Annotated in this window: 13 protein-coding genes; 3 read left to right on the forward strand and 10 right to left on the reverse strand. The window is 64.2% G+C overall.

Annotated elements, in window-relative coordinates:
• The first annotated feature begins 73 nt into the window (after positions 1 to 73).
• Positions 74 to 829: a DNA repair protein RecO gene (recO, locus tag KMZ29_RS12890; RefSeq protein ID WP_215623982.1), complete on the forward strand. Its 756-nt coding sequence runs from the start codon at positions 74 to 76 to the stop codon at positions 827 to 829.
• A 13-nt stretch (positions 830 to 842) separates the two neighbouring features.
• On the opposite strand, the gene KMZ29_RS12895 is transcribed toward recO, so the two are convergent.
• Complete coding sequence (locus KMZ29_RS12895) at positions 843 to 1,085, reverse strand: toxin-antitoxin system YwqK family antitoxin (RefSeq protein WP_215623983.1); 243 nt, start codon at positions 1,083 to 1,085, stop codon at positions 843 to 845.
• Positions 1,086 to 1,162: 77 nt separating this feature from the next.
• Here KMZ29_RS12895 and parC point away from each other — a divergent pair, with 77 nt between their 5' ends.
• Together parC and KMZ29_RS12905 are read left to right on the forward strand one after the other, a co-directional pair.
• Positions 1,163 to 3,415, forward strand: a complete 2,253-nt coding sequence (parC, locus tag KMZ29_RS12900) for a DNA topoisomerase IV subunit A (protein ID WP_215623984.1) — start codon at positions 1,163 to 1,165, stop codon at positions 3,413 to 3,415.
• A 217-nt stretch (positions 3,416 to 3,632) separates the two neighbouring features.
• Positions 3,633 to 4,559: a cation diffusion facilitator family transporter gene (locus KMZ29_RS12905; RefSeq protein ID WP_215623985.1), complete on the forward strand. Its 927-nt coding sequence runs from the start codon at positions 3,633 to 3,635 to the stop codon at positions 4,557 to 4,559.
• Between the two features lie 754 nt (positions 4,560 to 5,313).
• On the opposite strand, the gene chrA is transcribed toward KMZ29_RS12905, so the two are convergent.
• From chrA to KMZ29_RS12950, 9 genes are all read right to left on the reverse strand, one after another.
• Positions 5,314 to 6,708, reverse strand: coding sequence for a chromate efflux transporter (gene chrA, locus KMZ29_RS12910; RefSeq protein WP_215623986.1), 1,395 nt, complete (start codon positions 6,706 to 6,708; stop codon positions 5,314 to 5,316).
• Positions 6,705 to 7,523 carry a chromate resistance protein ChrB domain-containing protein gene (locus tag KMZ29_RS12915; protein WP_215623987.1) on the reverse strand — a complete coding sequence of 273 codons (819 nt, stop codon included), beginning with the start codon at positions 7,521 to 7,523 and terminating at the stop codon, positions 6,705 to 6,707. Before KMZ29_RS12915 ends, chrA begins: the two co-directional genes overlap by 4 nt.
• A gap of 140 nt (positions 7,524 to 7,663) precedes the next feature.
• Positions 7,664 to 8,395 (reverse strand): sulfite exporter TauE/SafE family protein, encoded by a 732-nt coding sequence (locus KMZ29_RS12920; protein ID WP_215623988.1) that lies wholly within the window; start codon positions 8,393 to 8,395, stop codon positions 7,664 to 7,666.
• Between the two features lie 135 nt (positions 8,396 to 8,530).
• Positions 8,531 to 8,725: a hypothetical protein gene (locus KMZ29_RS12925; protein ID WP_215623989.1), complete on the reverse strand. Its 195-nt coding sequence runs from the start codon at positions 8,723 to 8,725 to the stop codon at positions 8,531 to 8,533.
• A 57-nt stretch (positions 8,726 to 8,782) separates the two neighbouring features.
• Positions 8,783 to 9,952: an MFS transporter gene (locus tag KMZ29_RS12930; protein ID WP_215623990.1), complete on the reverse strand. Its 1,170-nt coding sequence runs from the start codon at positions 9,950 to 9,952 to the stop codon at positions 8,783 to 8,785.
• A 51-nt stretch (positions 9,953 to 10,003) separates the two neighbouring features.
• Positions 10,004 to 11,365: an NAD(P)-binding domain-containing protein gene (locus KMZ29_RS12935; RefSeq protein ID WP_215623991.1), complete on the reverse strand. Its 1,362-nt coding sequence runs from the start codon at positions 11,363 to 11,365 to the stop codon at positions 10,004 to 10,006.
• Positions 11,366 to 11,414: 49 nt separating this feature from the next.
• On the reverse strand, positions 11,415 to 11,732 hold the full coding sequence (locus KMZ29_RS12940) for an ArsR/SmtB family transcription factor (protein ID WP_215623992.1): 318 nt from the start codon (positions 11,730 to 11,732) through the stop codon (positions 11,415 to 11,417).
• Between the two features lie 90 nt (positions 11,733 to 11,822).
• Positions 11,823 to 13,049 (reverse strand): organoarsenical effux MFS transporter ArsJ, encoded by a 1,227-nt coding sequence (gene arsJ / locus KMZ29_RS12945; protein ID WP_215623993.1) that lies wholly within the window; start codon positions 13,047 to 13,049, stop codon positions 11,823 to 11,825.
• A gap of 4 nt (positions 13,050 to 13,053) precedes the next feature.
• Positions 13,054 to 14,094 carry an ArsJ-associated glyceraldehyde-3-phosphate dehydrogenase gene (locus tag KMZ29_RS12950; protein ID WP_215623994.1) on the reverse strand — a complete coding sequence of 347 codons (1,041 nt, stop codon included), beginning with the start codon at positions 14,092 to 14,094 and terminating at the stop codon, positions 13,054 to 13,056.
• Positions 14,095 to 14,099 lie beyond the last annotated feature (5 nt).

A 14,099-nucleotide genomic window follows, 5' to 3' on the forward strand; every position in this document is an offset into this window, starting at 1 on the left:
TGCTTTGCATCGCCCCGGAATGACCTTGGTGAGATTACTGCGCCCGGCATCGGAATCCTGTACACTCCGAGCCATGGAATGGACCGACGAAGGCATCGTGCTGGGGGTGCGGCGGCATGGCGAATCCAGTGCCATCGTCGAGCTGCTGACTCGCGGCCATGGCCGTCACCTCGGCCTGGTGCGCGGCGGCGCCGGAAAACGGATGCGGCCGATGCTGCAGCCCGGCAACAGCGTGTCAGCGGTGTGGCGGGCGCGGCTCGACGAGCATCTCGGCTATTACGTCATCGAGGGCACGCGGCTGCGCGCGGCCACCGTGCTGGCGTCGTCGCATGCGACTTACGGCGTGACCCATCTGGCCTCGCTGGCGCGGCTATTGCCGGAACGCGATCCGCATCAAGACATCTACGAGATGCTGGAGCGCACGCTGGATGATTTCGACGACATCGGCGAAGCCGCTGTGCAGCTGATCAAATTCGAACTGGCGATGCTGACGGAACTCGGCTTCGGGCTCGATCTGGAGAATTGCGCTGCCACCGGCGAGAGGTCAGACCTTGTTTACGTGTCGCCGAAATCCGGCGTCGCGGTATCGCGGCGGGCCGGCGATCCCTGGCGTGACCGGCTGCTGCGGCTGCCGGCGTTCCTGCGCGAAGGCGGCGGCGGGCCGAACGGCTGGTCGGACCAGGACCTGCAGGATGGCTTTACGCTCACCGGCCTGTTCCTGCTGCGCCACGTGCTGGAGCCGCGCGGGCTGGGGCACTCGGACGCCCGCGACGGCTTTATCAACGCGGTGAGGAAGTATCGGGCTCGGGCCGAGGCCGCGTCACCCTAGCCCGCGCCGAACGTCAGACCTTCTTCTTTTTCGGCTTGATGGTGGTGACCTTGTAGACGGCACCGGTCCTGTCATAGGTCATCCATTCTCCGGTTTGCTCACCTTCTGAGAAGGTGCCGGACCGCAGCCGCACACCGTCCTTGCGGAACCATTCCCAATAACCGGTGGGGACGCCGCCAACGGTCTGTCCTCGCGCCCAGATGCTGCCGTCCCTGTGATACTGAATATGTGGCTCGGGTTTGGGTCTTTTCGCCATCAAAACCTTCCCGCGAAAGCGCAAGGGAACATGATTCATTTCTTGCCCGATTCGCCTCAAAAGTTTAACCCGTCCCCATGGGAAAACGACTGATTCCGCCGGAACCGGCTGAAATTCACGAGGTCATGCTGCGCGACGCGCTCGAGGAGCGCTACCTCGCCTATGCGCTCTCCACCATCATGCACCGCGCGCTGCCGGACGCCCGCGACGGGTTGAAACCGGTGCACCGGCGCATCCTCTACGGCATGCGGCTGTTACGGCTCGATCCGGGCACGCCGTTCAAGAAATCGGCGAAGATCGTCGGCGACGTGATGGGCTCGTTCCATCCGCACGGCGATCAATCGATCTACGACGCGCTGGTGCGCCTGGCACAGGATTTTTCCTCACGCTATCCGCTGGTCGACGGCCAGGGCAATTTCGGCAATATCGACGGCGATAATCCCGCCGCCTACCGCTACACCGAAGCCCGCATGACCGAGGTCGCGCGGCTTTTGCTCGAAGGCATCGACGAGGACGGCGTCGAGTTCCGCGCCAATTACGACGGCCAGTCGAAAGAGCCGGTCGTGCTGCCCGGCGGTTTTCCGAACCTGCTCGCCAATGGTGCGCAGGGCATCGCGGTCGGCATGGCGACCTCGATCCCGCCGCACAATGCGGCCGAGCTGTGCGACGCAGCACTTCATCTGATCGACAAGCCCGAGGCGAAATCGAAGACGCTGCTGAAATGGGTCAAGGGTCCGGATTTCCCGACCGGCGGCATCATCGTCGATTCCAAGGAGAGCATCGCGGAAGCCTATATGACCGGGCGCGGCTCGTTCCGCACCCGCGCCAAATGGATCCAGGAAGAGGGCGCCCGCGGCACCTGGGTCGTGGTCATATCAGAGATTCCCTGGCTGGTGCAGAAGTCGCGGCTGGTCGAGAAGATCGCCGAACTGCTCAACGAGAAGAAGCTGCCGCTGGTCGGCGACGTCCGCGACGAATCCGCCGAAGACATCCGGCTCGTGATCGAACCGAAGTCCCGGGCCGTCGACCCTGAACTGCTGATGGAGTCGCTGTTCAAGCTGACCGAACTGGAGAGCCGGATTCCCCTGAACCTCAACGTGCTGGTGAAGGGCCGCATCCCCAAGGTGCTCGGCCTTGCCGAGTGCCTGCGCGAATGGCTCGATCATCTGCGCGACGTGCTGCTGCGCCGCTCCAACTACCGCAAGGAGCAGATCGAGCACCGGCTCGAAGTGCTCGGCGGCTACCTGATCGCGTATCTGAACATCGACAAGGTGATCAAGATCATCCGTACCGAGGATGAGCCGAAGCCGGCGCTGATCAAGGCGTTCAAGCTCACGGAGATCCAGGCCGACGCCATCCTCAACATGCGGCTGCGGTCCTTGCGCAAGCTCGAGGAATTCGAGATCCGCACCGAGGACAAAAATCTTCGCGCCGAATTGAAGGGCATCAAGGCGATGCTCGGCTCCGAGGCCGAGCAGTGGTCCAAGATTGGCGAGCAGGTCCGCAATGTTCGCGACATCTTCGGGCCCAAGACGCCGCTCGGCAAGCGCCGCACCCAATTCGCCGACGCGCCAGAGCACGATCTTGCTGCGATCGAGGAAGCCTTCGTCGAGCGCGAGCCGGTCACGGTCGTCGTTTCCGAGAAGGGCTGGGTCCGCACGCTGAAGGGCCACGTCGCCGATCTCTCGGGGTTGACCTTCAAGACCGACGACAAGCTCGGTCAGGCGTTCTTCGCCGAGACCACGTCAAAGCTCTTGTTGTTCGCGACCAGCGGCAAATTTTATTCGCTCGACGTCGCCAAATTGCCGGGCGGCCGCGGCCATGGCGAGCCGATCCGGATGTTCATCGACATGGACCAGGACGCCGCGATCGTGTCGCTGTTCGTCAACAAGGGCGGCCGCAAATTCCTGATCGCGAGCCTGGAAGGGCAGGGCTTCGTCGTCAACGAAGACGATTGCGTCAGTAATACCCGCAAGGGCAAGCAGGTGCTGAACGTCGAGATGCCGAACGAGGCCTGCGCGATCGCGACCGTGTCGGGCGACACCGTTGCCGTGATCGGCACCAACCACAAGATGGTGCTGTTCCCGCTCGAACAGGTGCCGGAGATGGCGCGCGGCCGCGGCGTGCGGCTGCAAAAATACACCAGCGCTTCGCTGTCGGATGTCGCCACGTTCGAGTCGAAAGCCGGTCTCACCTGGAAGGATTCGGCCGGGCGCGAGCAGAGCCTGAGCTGGAAGGAACTGTCCGACTGGCGCGGCAACCGCGCCGACGCCGGCCGTCTTGCGCACGGCCTGCCGAAGTCGAACAAGTTCAACCGCGGCGTGGAGTGATTTCTTAGTCGTCACTGCGAACGCAGGGACCCATACGCCGTGGCCTATCATTTACGCGCTGTGGCCAGCGTCTTTCCTATCGGAATCGCTGGCGGTTATGGGTCCCTGCGTTCGCAGGGACGACGAATGTGATCGCCTCCGTAATAGTATTCGCCACTTCACGCGCGCTATAATCGCAAGCGGCCGAACCGAACGGCCCTGCAACGGTTATCCCGGAATGGCCCACCACCACGATCACTCCCACCCGCACGATCACGCCGGGCACAGCCATGCGCCCGACAATTTCGGCTTCGCATTCGCGGTCGGCATTGCGCTCAATACCGCCTTCCTCGCGGCGGAGCTGGTGTTCGGCTATGCCGCGAACTCGCTGGCGCTGATCTCGGACGCGGTTCACAATTTCTCCGACGTGATCGCGCTCATGCTGGCATGGGCCGCCGGATGGCTGGCGCGCCGGCGGCCGACGCCGCAGCATACTTACGGCTACCGGCGCGCCTCGATCCTCGCTGCGCTGGTGAATGCCGGGCTGCTGCTGATCGCGGTCGGCGCCATTGCGGTGGAGGCCATCGACCGCATCAGGGAGCCCGCCGAGGTCGCGGGGCGAACCGTGGTTTGGGTTGCGGCGCTCGGCATCGTCGTGAACGGCGCCACTGCACTCCTGTTCATGCGCGGCCGTCATGGCGATCTCAATATCCGCGGGGCCTTCCTGCACATGGCGGCGGACGCCGGCGTTTCCCTCGGCGTGGTGGTCGCGGCCTTCGCGATCATGCTGACGGGGTGGCTGTGGATCGATCCCGCGATCAGCCTTGCCATCGCAGCCGTGGTGCTGGCGAGCGGCTGGGGGCTGGCCCGCGACAGCGTCAATCTCGCGCTGGACGGCGTGCCCAAGGGCATCGAACTGGCTGACGTGAAGGATTATCTCGGCCGGCTCGAAGGCGTCACCGAAGTGCACGATCTCCACGTCTGGGCGATGAGCACGAACGAAACCGCGCTGACCGCGCATCTGGTGCGGCCCGGCGGCTACGACGATGAATTCCTGCATCATGTCTGCGCGGAACTCTCGCACCGCTTCGACATCCACCATGCGACACTGCAGATCGAGGCCGGCAGCGACGCCTGCAAGCTGGCGCCGGCGGAAGTGGTGTAGGAATGCAAGGCGGGTGAGCCGGGCCGCGACAAAGTAACCCGACGGGCAAATTTCCACTTAACCCGTCGGGCAAATCAGCACTACGACTCCGCGTGTCTCACCCGATGAGGGGCGGATCGCGATCGTCACGAACGCGCGGTGGGATGCGGTGGACGCGGAAGTTGCGACTGACGAGCGTGACTCGAGCGGACGGTGAAATCGTGTGGTTCTGACAGCCTCTGGGTTGGCGTCAAGTTGGCGGGAAGCAAAACGTCCCGCGGACGACGGTGACAAGCAAATCCTGATCGCCGGGAAGAGCACCTATAATCCGTAAACCACTGCGCAGGGAAGGCCGGGATGCCTCCGCTGAACCTGTATGCTCGTGTGCGCATCTCTTTGTGCAATCTTGCACACGAGACCGCGGGTGCAGCGTGCACCCGGTCTTCCCTGCGCCCTCTTCTTTCAGGAGGGCGTCCATCGACGCAAAGCTCGGGCGCATCGCGCCGCGAGAATGCGGACGCATATCTCCAGCTGTTTGATAATTGAATCGGAAACTCTCCCCGTCATTGCGAGGAGCGCTTGCGACGAAGCAATCCAGCTTTCGCTGTCGCTTCGCAAGAGCTGGATTGCTTCGCTTCGCTCGCAATGACGTTGATAGAGCCGTAAGGCGAATTAGTCCCGAAGCCCGGATGGAGCGCTTGCGAAATCCGGGGCCGGCTTGACGCGCTTTCCCGGATTGCGCCGTCGTCCGGTGCTTGCGCCGACCCACAAGATCTCAAATCACCCCCGCCAGCCGCAGCAGTACCCCGGCGGCGCACGAGCCTGCCAGCACCGTCAGCATGCCCAGGTTGAAGCGGAAGATCGCGGTCGCAGCCGCGATCGCCAGGACCAGCGCGGCAAGGTCGACGCTCGACCACACCGGCCTGTCGAACGACAGCCCGAACGATCGCACAGGCGAGGTCTCGCGGAACACCGTGTGCAGCGAGAACCAGATCGACAGATTGAGGATCACGCCGACCACGGCCGCGGTGATCGCGCCGAGCGCGCCGGCCAGTCCCTTGTTGCCCCTGAGTGTCTCGACATAGGGCGCGCCGAGAAAGATCCAGAGGAAGCAGGGCGTAAACGTGACCCAGGTCGCCAGCAGGCCGCCGAGCGTACCCGCCAGGACGGGCGACAGCGTGCCGGGGTCGCGGAAGGCGGCCATGAAGCCGACGAACTGCAGCACCATGATCAGCGGACCCGGCGTGGTCTCGGCCATCCCCAAGCCGTCGAGCATCTCGCGCGGCTGCAGCCAGTGATAGTGTTCGACCGCCTGCTGCGCGACATAGGCCAGCACCGCATAGGCGCCGCCGAACGTCACCATCGCCATCTTGCTGAAGAACAGGGCGATCTGGCTGAACACATTGGCCTGGCCGAACGCGATCAGCAGGGCCGCGACCGGCACCAGCCACAGCAATAGCCAGACCGCGCTGACCTTCAGGGCGCGCGAAATGCTGGGGCGGACATGGTCGGGCAATTCCTCGCCGAGCATGCTGTCGACGGCGGCGCCATTCGTGCCGCCGCCGTGCCCGACCGCGGCGAATTCGCTCCGTCCTGCCTTGGCGCCGGCATATCCGATCAGGCCGGCGGCGATGATGATGGCCGGGAACGGTACGTCGAAAAAGAAAATCGCGATGAAGGCGATGGCCGCGAGCGCAATCATGATCCGGTTGCGCAGCGCGCGTTTGCCGACGCGGAATACGGCCTGGATCACGATCGCCAGCACCGCGGCCTTCAGCCCGAAGAACAGCGCCTCGACGAGGCCGAGCTTGCCGAAGAGGGCGTAAATATAGCTCAGCCCCATGATGGCGATGATGCCGGGCAGGATGAACAGGCCGCCGGCCATGATGCCGCCGGCGGTGCGGTGCAGGAGCCAGCCGATATAGGTGGCGAGCTGCTGCGCCTCGGGGCCGGGCAGCAGCATGCAGTAGTTCAGCGCATGCAGGAACCGGCTTTCCGAAATCCAGTTCTTTTCCTCGACCAGGATGCGGTGCATCACCGCGATCTGCCCGGCGGGGCCGCCGAAGCTCAGCACCGCCACCCGTACCCAGACCCGAAAGGCCTCGCCGAAGCTGATGCCGTGACCGGTATCGGCTCCGGCGGGCTTCTCATTCGTTGCGATATCGATCACGGCCTTGCCTTGTTGGTGGGCCAGTTATGGGTTTCGCCCGACGCATCGCGGCACCAGCGATAGAAGGCGTCATAGAGTGTCATGCCGGCCTCGAGTTGCGCGAGGTCGTCATCATAAATCCTGGACAGCCCGAGCGAAGCCGCCAATAGCCCCGGCGCTTCCGGACAGAGATCGAGCCGTCCGGTGTCGGCGGCCCGCACCATCGTCGCCAGCCGCTGCATCGGCGGCGTCGCCAGGCCAAACTCCTCGACCATCACGTCGAAGGTACAGAGTTCGCCGCGATGGCTCCAGAACACGTTTTCGATATCGAACGGCACCGCGTTGAAGCGCTCGCCGACCGCGACCACTTCGGACGGCGCCACGAACAGGAACACCGCGTTGGGATCGACGAACCTGCGGATCAGCCAGGGGCAGGCGATGCGGTCGATCTTCGGCCGCGCCCGGGTGACCCAGACGGTGCGCCCCTGCGCATCGCGCGGGGCTAGCTTAGCCGCAGGTACCAAAGGAAGCTTCGCCGTCTTCCAGCCCTCGAAGCCGTCCTCAAGCGCTTCGGCGGAAACGCCGACATGGCGCAGCCAGGCCGCGGTGCCCTCGGAGAGTTTCAGGCCGCGCTGGCAGATGACGATGGCCGAACGGCCGGAATATTCCCCGCCCCAGTCGGCGGCGTCCTGATGGCTTCGCCTGACCGCGCCGGGAATGAGCCGCGGATCGGCGGCAAAGTCCTCGTCGGTGCGAACGTCGATCAGGGCAGGGGTGTTCGCCGTGCCGATCAGCCGAGCAAGTTTGTCTGATGATATGGTTGTGAATGATGACATGGAGGCGCCCTCGCAAGAGATACGGGACGCGATACTTGGGCATGTCGCCTCGTGGGGAGATCGCAAAATCCCCATAAGCTGCCAAATAAGCGAACCGGCGCGGGCTGTCAATGCGCTCGCCGGCTCGCTGTCGGGCAATTCTAGATGATCAGAAACACTCCCGACGCCAGCAGGAGCACCAGCACGACCTTGCGGAACGCTGCCTCGTCGAGGCGGCCGAACAGTTTCAGGCCAAGCCAGGTGCCGGCGAGCAAAGCGGGCAGACCCACCAAAAACAATTTGATGGTGTCCGGCGTGATCGCGCCCTTGGCGCCGATCCACAGCGCACTCATCAGGAAGGTGGCGACGGCCACCGGCTGGAACACCGTGCGCTGCACGTCCTTGGGCCAGCCGCGCAAGCCGCACCAGATGGTGACGAGAATTCCGGCCAGTCCCGTGATGCCGCCGAGCATGCCGTTGAGGAAACCGGCGGCGGCATCGGCCGCGGCGCCGCCCGCCTTGACCGGCGCAATCGCGGGACGCAACAGCGCATAGAGGCTGTAGAGAACGAGAAATGCGCCGACGCCTGCGCGGACATGCGCCGGATTGGCCCAGGTCAGGATGCTGACGCCGACGGGGACGCCGAGCGCGGCACCGAGTACGAACGGCCAGAGTTTGGTCCAGTCCAGGCTCGTGCGCAGTTTCCAGACCGCGTAGCCCTGAACGATCAGGCCGAACGCGATGATCAGGGTGGCGGTCTGCAGCGGAGTGAGGATGTAGAGCCAGATCGAGGCTGCGACCAGCCCGAAGGCGAAGCCGGAGAGGCCCGCGACAAAAGCGCCGGCGAAGGTCGCGACAACAAACAGCGGAAGTTCGAGGGATAATCCATCCATGTGCTCGCTCCAAAGAAGGGCGAGCAGCGCTTGAATGGGACCACCATTTCATGGGGAGGCTGCGATGTCCCCGGCGTCAGGCTACGCCAGTGGCACTCGCGGCTGCAAGGGCTCTCATTGCGGTTCCGTAGCGTGTCAGTTTCGCGGAGCGGACACCGGTGGTGGCGGCGCTATGCCTACGGCCTTCTTCGGCTTCAGCGTACCCAGATAGAACGACAGCCCGGCCACCACGAACAGGGCGACCAGATACACCGCATAGGCTTGCGGCGGCGTGATCGCCCAGCGCACAAATCCCTTGATGCCGGTGGCCGGCTTGGTGTCGTTTGCCATGCGGTGGTTTTGCTTGAAACGGCGCGCGATGGGAAGGGAAAATGCGATTCGCTCGGCTCAAGACCGCGGCGAGAAGCGTCTGGACCAATAGAGCGCCACCGGACCCAATAAAATACCCGCCGCCAGAACCGAGAACGCGGCCATCCATGCATTGGCGCTCGACGGTCCGCCAGCAAGATCGAGCGCGACGCCGACGCCCCAGGCGCCGAGCGCCGACAGGCTGAAGCCGACGGTGGAATGCATTGCCATGGTCGCGCCGCGATAGTCGGGATGCGCCGCCATCGACATGCCTGACGTCAATGCGCCGGAGTCCGCCGGCACCGTGATCGCGTAGGCCAGCAGCAGCGGCAGCAGGAACCACGGCGACTTGTCCGCAAACACGCCGATCAGCAGCGCCACGACGGCGGAGGCCAACATCACGATGGTGATGGCGCGATGGCGGCCGGCCCGGAGCGCGAATTCGTTGCCGAGAATGCTGGCGGGCATCGCCAGCAGGGAAAAGATCACGCTGACCACGATCGGCGTCAGGAGGGAGGTGTCCGAATTCTTCATCGCGACGAAGGTCCAGAACGCGACCACCCAGGTCCTGATGCCGTAGAGCTCGAAGCAGTGCGCGCCATAGCCGAGCACGAACCCCATCGCCTTGGTGTTGCGGAACACCGGCGCGAAATCCAAGAGGCGCCCCTGCGCCGGCTTGGGCGGAACCGGCCGCAACAAGAGGCAGACCGCCAGCATCACGATCGGGCCGAGCGCGGTTACGAAAAACGCGCTGCGCCAGCCAAGACTGTCCGCGACCAGTTGCGACACCAGAAACGACAGCCCGACGCCGAAGGAGAAGCTGGAAGTGTAGAGCGTGACGGCGCGGGAGGAATCGCCTGATGCGAGGCGGTCGGTCAGCGCCTTGAGGCCGGGCATATAGGCGCCCGCAAATCCGACGCCCGCGAGGGCGTTGAGCAGCGCGCCCGACCAGAGGCCCGAGGCAAATAGGCCGAACAACAGCGTGCCGAGCGCGCTCAGCGCCGAGCCCGCGATCAGGATTTTGCGGGCATCGATGCGGTCGGTCAGCGTCGCCAGCACCGGCACGGCCAGCATGTAGCCGGCGGCGCCCGAGCCCGCCAGCAGGCCGGCCTGCGCGCCGCTCAGATGCCACTCCGGAATCAGGAAGGCGGCGAGAACAGACGGCACCACGACGTGCGGAAGCAGGCTGCCAAGCTGCCCCACACACATCGCGATGATGACGGATCGGCCCTCGAGCGAAATACTGCTAACCTCCCGCGATCAGGATGCGCAGCCGCACCCCGTCTTGCCTTGTTGCCTGGCATTTGCGTCGGCCGCGCAACTGGCGTCAACCTCCGATAATGCAGGCCCGCCGCAGCAATTACCGGCATCTGACGCAGCGGAACGATTGCAGACACCGGTCTCCGGCAGCACCAGTTCGACGCGCTCCGCTGACTTGCGATCGCCGGCGATATCGGCGGCGATCGAGCGCACCTGCTCGTAGCCCGTGAGCATCAGGAAGGTCGGCGCGCGTCCGTAGGACTTCATGCCGGCGAAATAGAAGCCGGGTTCCGGCTGGGCCAGTTCGCGTGCGCCGTGCGGCCGCACGGTGCCGCAGCTGTGCTCGTTCGGATCGATCAGCGGCGCCAGCGCCACCGGGCACTCGATCGCGGGATCGAGCTGGATGCGGAGCTCGCGCACGAAATCCAGATCCGGCCGAAAGCCCGTCGCCACGACCAGTTCGTCCACCACCACCTGACGGCCGCAACAGGCGGAGCCGGCGCCGACGGTGAGGCGAAGGCCGCCTGTGAGATGCGAAACGCGAAATTCGCTTTCGACCTGGATCCGGCCCGCCGCAACCAGCGCGGCGAAGGTCGCGCCAAGCGCGCCGCGGGCGGCGAGCTTGTCGTTCGCGCCGCCGCCGAAGGCTTTCGCTGGATCGTTGCCGCGCAACAGCCATACCGGTTTGGTTTCCGGCTCCTCGGTCGCGAGCGTTGCGAGGTCGGTCAGCGTACCGATCGCCGAATGGCCGGCGCCGAGCACCGCGACGGTCTTGCCGGCATAGCGCGCGCGATCCCTGCCCAGCACGTCAGGCATGCCGTAGGCAATCCGCTCCGCCGCCTGCGTCTCGCCGATGGCGCGCAGGCCGTTGGCGCCTGCCGGATTCGGCGAATGCCAGGTGCCGGAGGCGTCGATCACGGCGTCGGCCCGCACGCTCCTGGGGCCTTGTCCGTTCTGATAGCGGATCTCGAACGGCGCGCTTTCGCGGCCCATGGTCTTGAGCTTGTCGAAGCCGATGCGGCTGATGTCGGTGACGCGGCTCGAAGTATGGATGTAGCTCGCAAGCGCGGTCTTGGCCGCGAGCGGCTCGAGATAGCGCTCGACCAGTTCGGCGCCGGTCGGATATTGATCGGGCTCGGGAGAATTCCACCCGGTTGGCGCCAGCAGCCGCGCCGCGGCGCGGTCGATATTGTATTCCCACGGCGAGAACATCTGGACGTGGCCCCATTGCCGCATCGCATGGCCGATCTGGCTGCCTGCTTCCAGCACGATCGGTGTCAGCCCGCGCTCCAGCACATGCGCGGCTGCGGCAAGCCCGACCGGGCCGGCTCCGATGATCGCGACCGTCTCGGCTTCACTCATGAACTTCTCCCATTAAACTAGAAATATCGAAATTGAGGGCGGCAACAAACTATGCCGCGGTCTTGGCGTCCTTGCTTTCGCTGGTCTCGGTGCAGCATTCGGCGACCAGAAAATCCACCAGCCCCCGCATGACTTCGTAGTTGGCGTGGCAGATCAGGGTAGTTGCCTCGCGCACCTGCGTAACGAGGCCGACTACCACCAGCGCCTTGATGTGGTGGGAGAGGGTGGAGGGCGCGATCTTCAGCTTGTCCTGCAGGCGGCCGACCGGCATGCCGGCAGCGCCGGCGCGAATGAGGGTGCGGTAGATCTTCAGCCGCGTGGGGTTACCCAGGGCTTCCAGATGCGCGGCGGCGTCGTCGAGTTTCATGAGCGCAGCGTGTCAAAGTTCAGATATTGTGTCAACTATATTTCTAGAATTATAGAAATATGGACTGCTGCCGGAATCGGCCGCCCAAACTCATGATCGAACGTGAGCCGGAGACAGGCCTTGGTTGATAGGAAGCAGAAACGAGATCAGCCAGCACAGCAGCAACATGATCGCCGAACCCACCAGACATCCCGTGATGCCGGCCATCTGGTAGAGGACTCCTGAAAGCGTAATTCCGAGCAGCCGTCCGGCGGCGTTCGCTGCGTAGTAGAACCCGACGTCTTCGGCTGCCTTTTCCGAGCCGGCGTAAGCCAGGATCAAATACGAATGCAGCGAGGAATTAACCGCAAAAGGCAGGCCGAAAAGCGCCAATCCTGTTACCAGGATGAGATCGGGGCGGCCGACATTTGCGACCTGCATGATGACAGCCAGGGCGATCGGCACGGCGGCGAGAACCGCCGCCCACACGCGGGCCGCCGGCACCTCGCGGCTCAGGCCGTCCGGGCTGCGGCTCACCAGCGTGGGGGCGATGGCCTGCACGCCGCCATAGGCGATGGTCCAGGCCGCGAGAAACCCGCCGACCTCGAGGAAGCGCCATCCGTTGGCGTAGAGAAATACCGGCAGCCCGACGACGAACCAGACATCGCGCGCGCCGAACATGAAGATGCGTGCGGCGGCCAGCAGGTTCACGCCGCGCGACTTGCCGAACAGTTCACGGATGGTCTTCGACGATTTCGCCTTGCCGAGCCGAGCGGGCAGCAGCAGCAGCCCTGCGACGAAGATCGCGCCGAGCAGCGCGGCCATCATCCATAGCGAGTGCGTGAATCCGACGAGGTCCAGCAACAGGCCGCCGACGAAGAACCCGATGCCCTTCATCGCGTTCTTCGAACCGGTGAACCATGCGACCCATCGGAACAATTGCCCGCTGCCTTCGGCGGAGGTCGCCTTGATCGCGGACTTGGATGCGGTCTTGGTCAGGTCTTTGGCGACGCCGGCGATGCCTTGAGCGATGACCACCCATGCGACCGATGCCGCAGCCCCCCAGCCGGGATCGAGTGCCGACAACATCAGCAAGCTGGCGATCTGGAGCATCTGGCCGACCGCGAGCATGCGCGGAGTGCCGAAGCGTGAAGCGAAGTAGCCGCCCGCGAGATTCGCCGCGATACCGGCCGCCTCGTACAGGAGAAACAGGAAGGCCAGCGTGAACGGCGTATATCCCAGCCGGAAAAAATGGAACAGCACCAGCATCCGCAAGGCGCCGTCGACCAGCGTGAAGCCCCAATACGATGCGGTGACGATGAGGTAATTTCGGACCACGGGATCAAACCCCCGCTCGTTCAACGATGTTGGCGAGATCGACCATCCGGCAGGCGTATCCGACTTCGTTATCGTACCAGGCGTAGACCTTCAGCAACGTCTCGTCCGTGACCATCGTGCTCAAAGCATCGACGATCGAGCTGCGCGGATCGTTGTTGTAGTCGGCCGAGACCAGTGCCCGGGTCTCCAGGCCCAGGATACCGGCCAAAACGCTTTCCGATGCGGATTTGAAGAGTTGGTTGATCTCCTCGACGGTGGTCGGACGTTTCAGCTCGAATACACAATCGGTCAAACTGGCGTTCAGCACCGGCACCCGCACGGCGTGACCGTTCAACTTGCCTTTGAGTTCCGGGTAAATCAGGGAGATCGCCGTAGCGCTTCCGGTGGTAGTAGGTTGCATCGAAAGCATCGCCGATCGCGCGCGCCGGAGGTCCTTGTGCGGGGCGTCGACGACGACATTGGTGTTGGTCGGGTCATGGATCGTCGTGATCTGTCCGTGCCGGATTCCGATTGATTCATGGATGACCTTGACGACCGGCGCCAGACAATTCGTCGTGCATGAGGCGGCCGTCAGCAGCCGGTGCCGGGCGGGATCGTAGAGCTGGTCGTTGACGCCGACGACGATGTTGAGTGCCGCTTCGTCTTTGACGGGAGCCGCGACGATGACCCTTTTGACGCCCCGGTCAAAGTAGGCCTGAAGCTGATCCGGCTTCAGGAATTTGCCGGTGCATTCCAGCACGACATCACAACCGAGATCGCCCCATGCGACATCGCCCGGACTGGCCATCTCGCTGAAGCCGATGCGGTCCTTGCCGATCACGATTTGATCGGAATCGACCTCAATGGACTCGTGCCAGCGTCCGTGGATGCTGTCGAATTCGAGGAGATGCGCAGTCGCCGCGATGCCGCCTTTCAACTCGTTGATGTGCACGACCTGCAGCCGGTTGTCGGCGCGAGGATCGCTGTGCGGACGGCGTATGCCGCCGAGTGCCGAACGCAGCGCTAGTCTGCCGATCCGGCCCATGCCATTGATGCCAACCTTCATGGGAA

The sequence above is a fragment of the Bradyrhizobium sediminis genome (assembly GCF_018736085.1).
In the GTDB taxonomy this organism is placed as follows: domain Bacteria; phylum Pseudomonadota; class Alphaproteobacteria; order Rhizobiales; family Xanthobacteraceae; genus Bradyrhizobium; species Bradyrhizobium sediminis.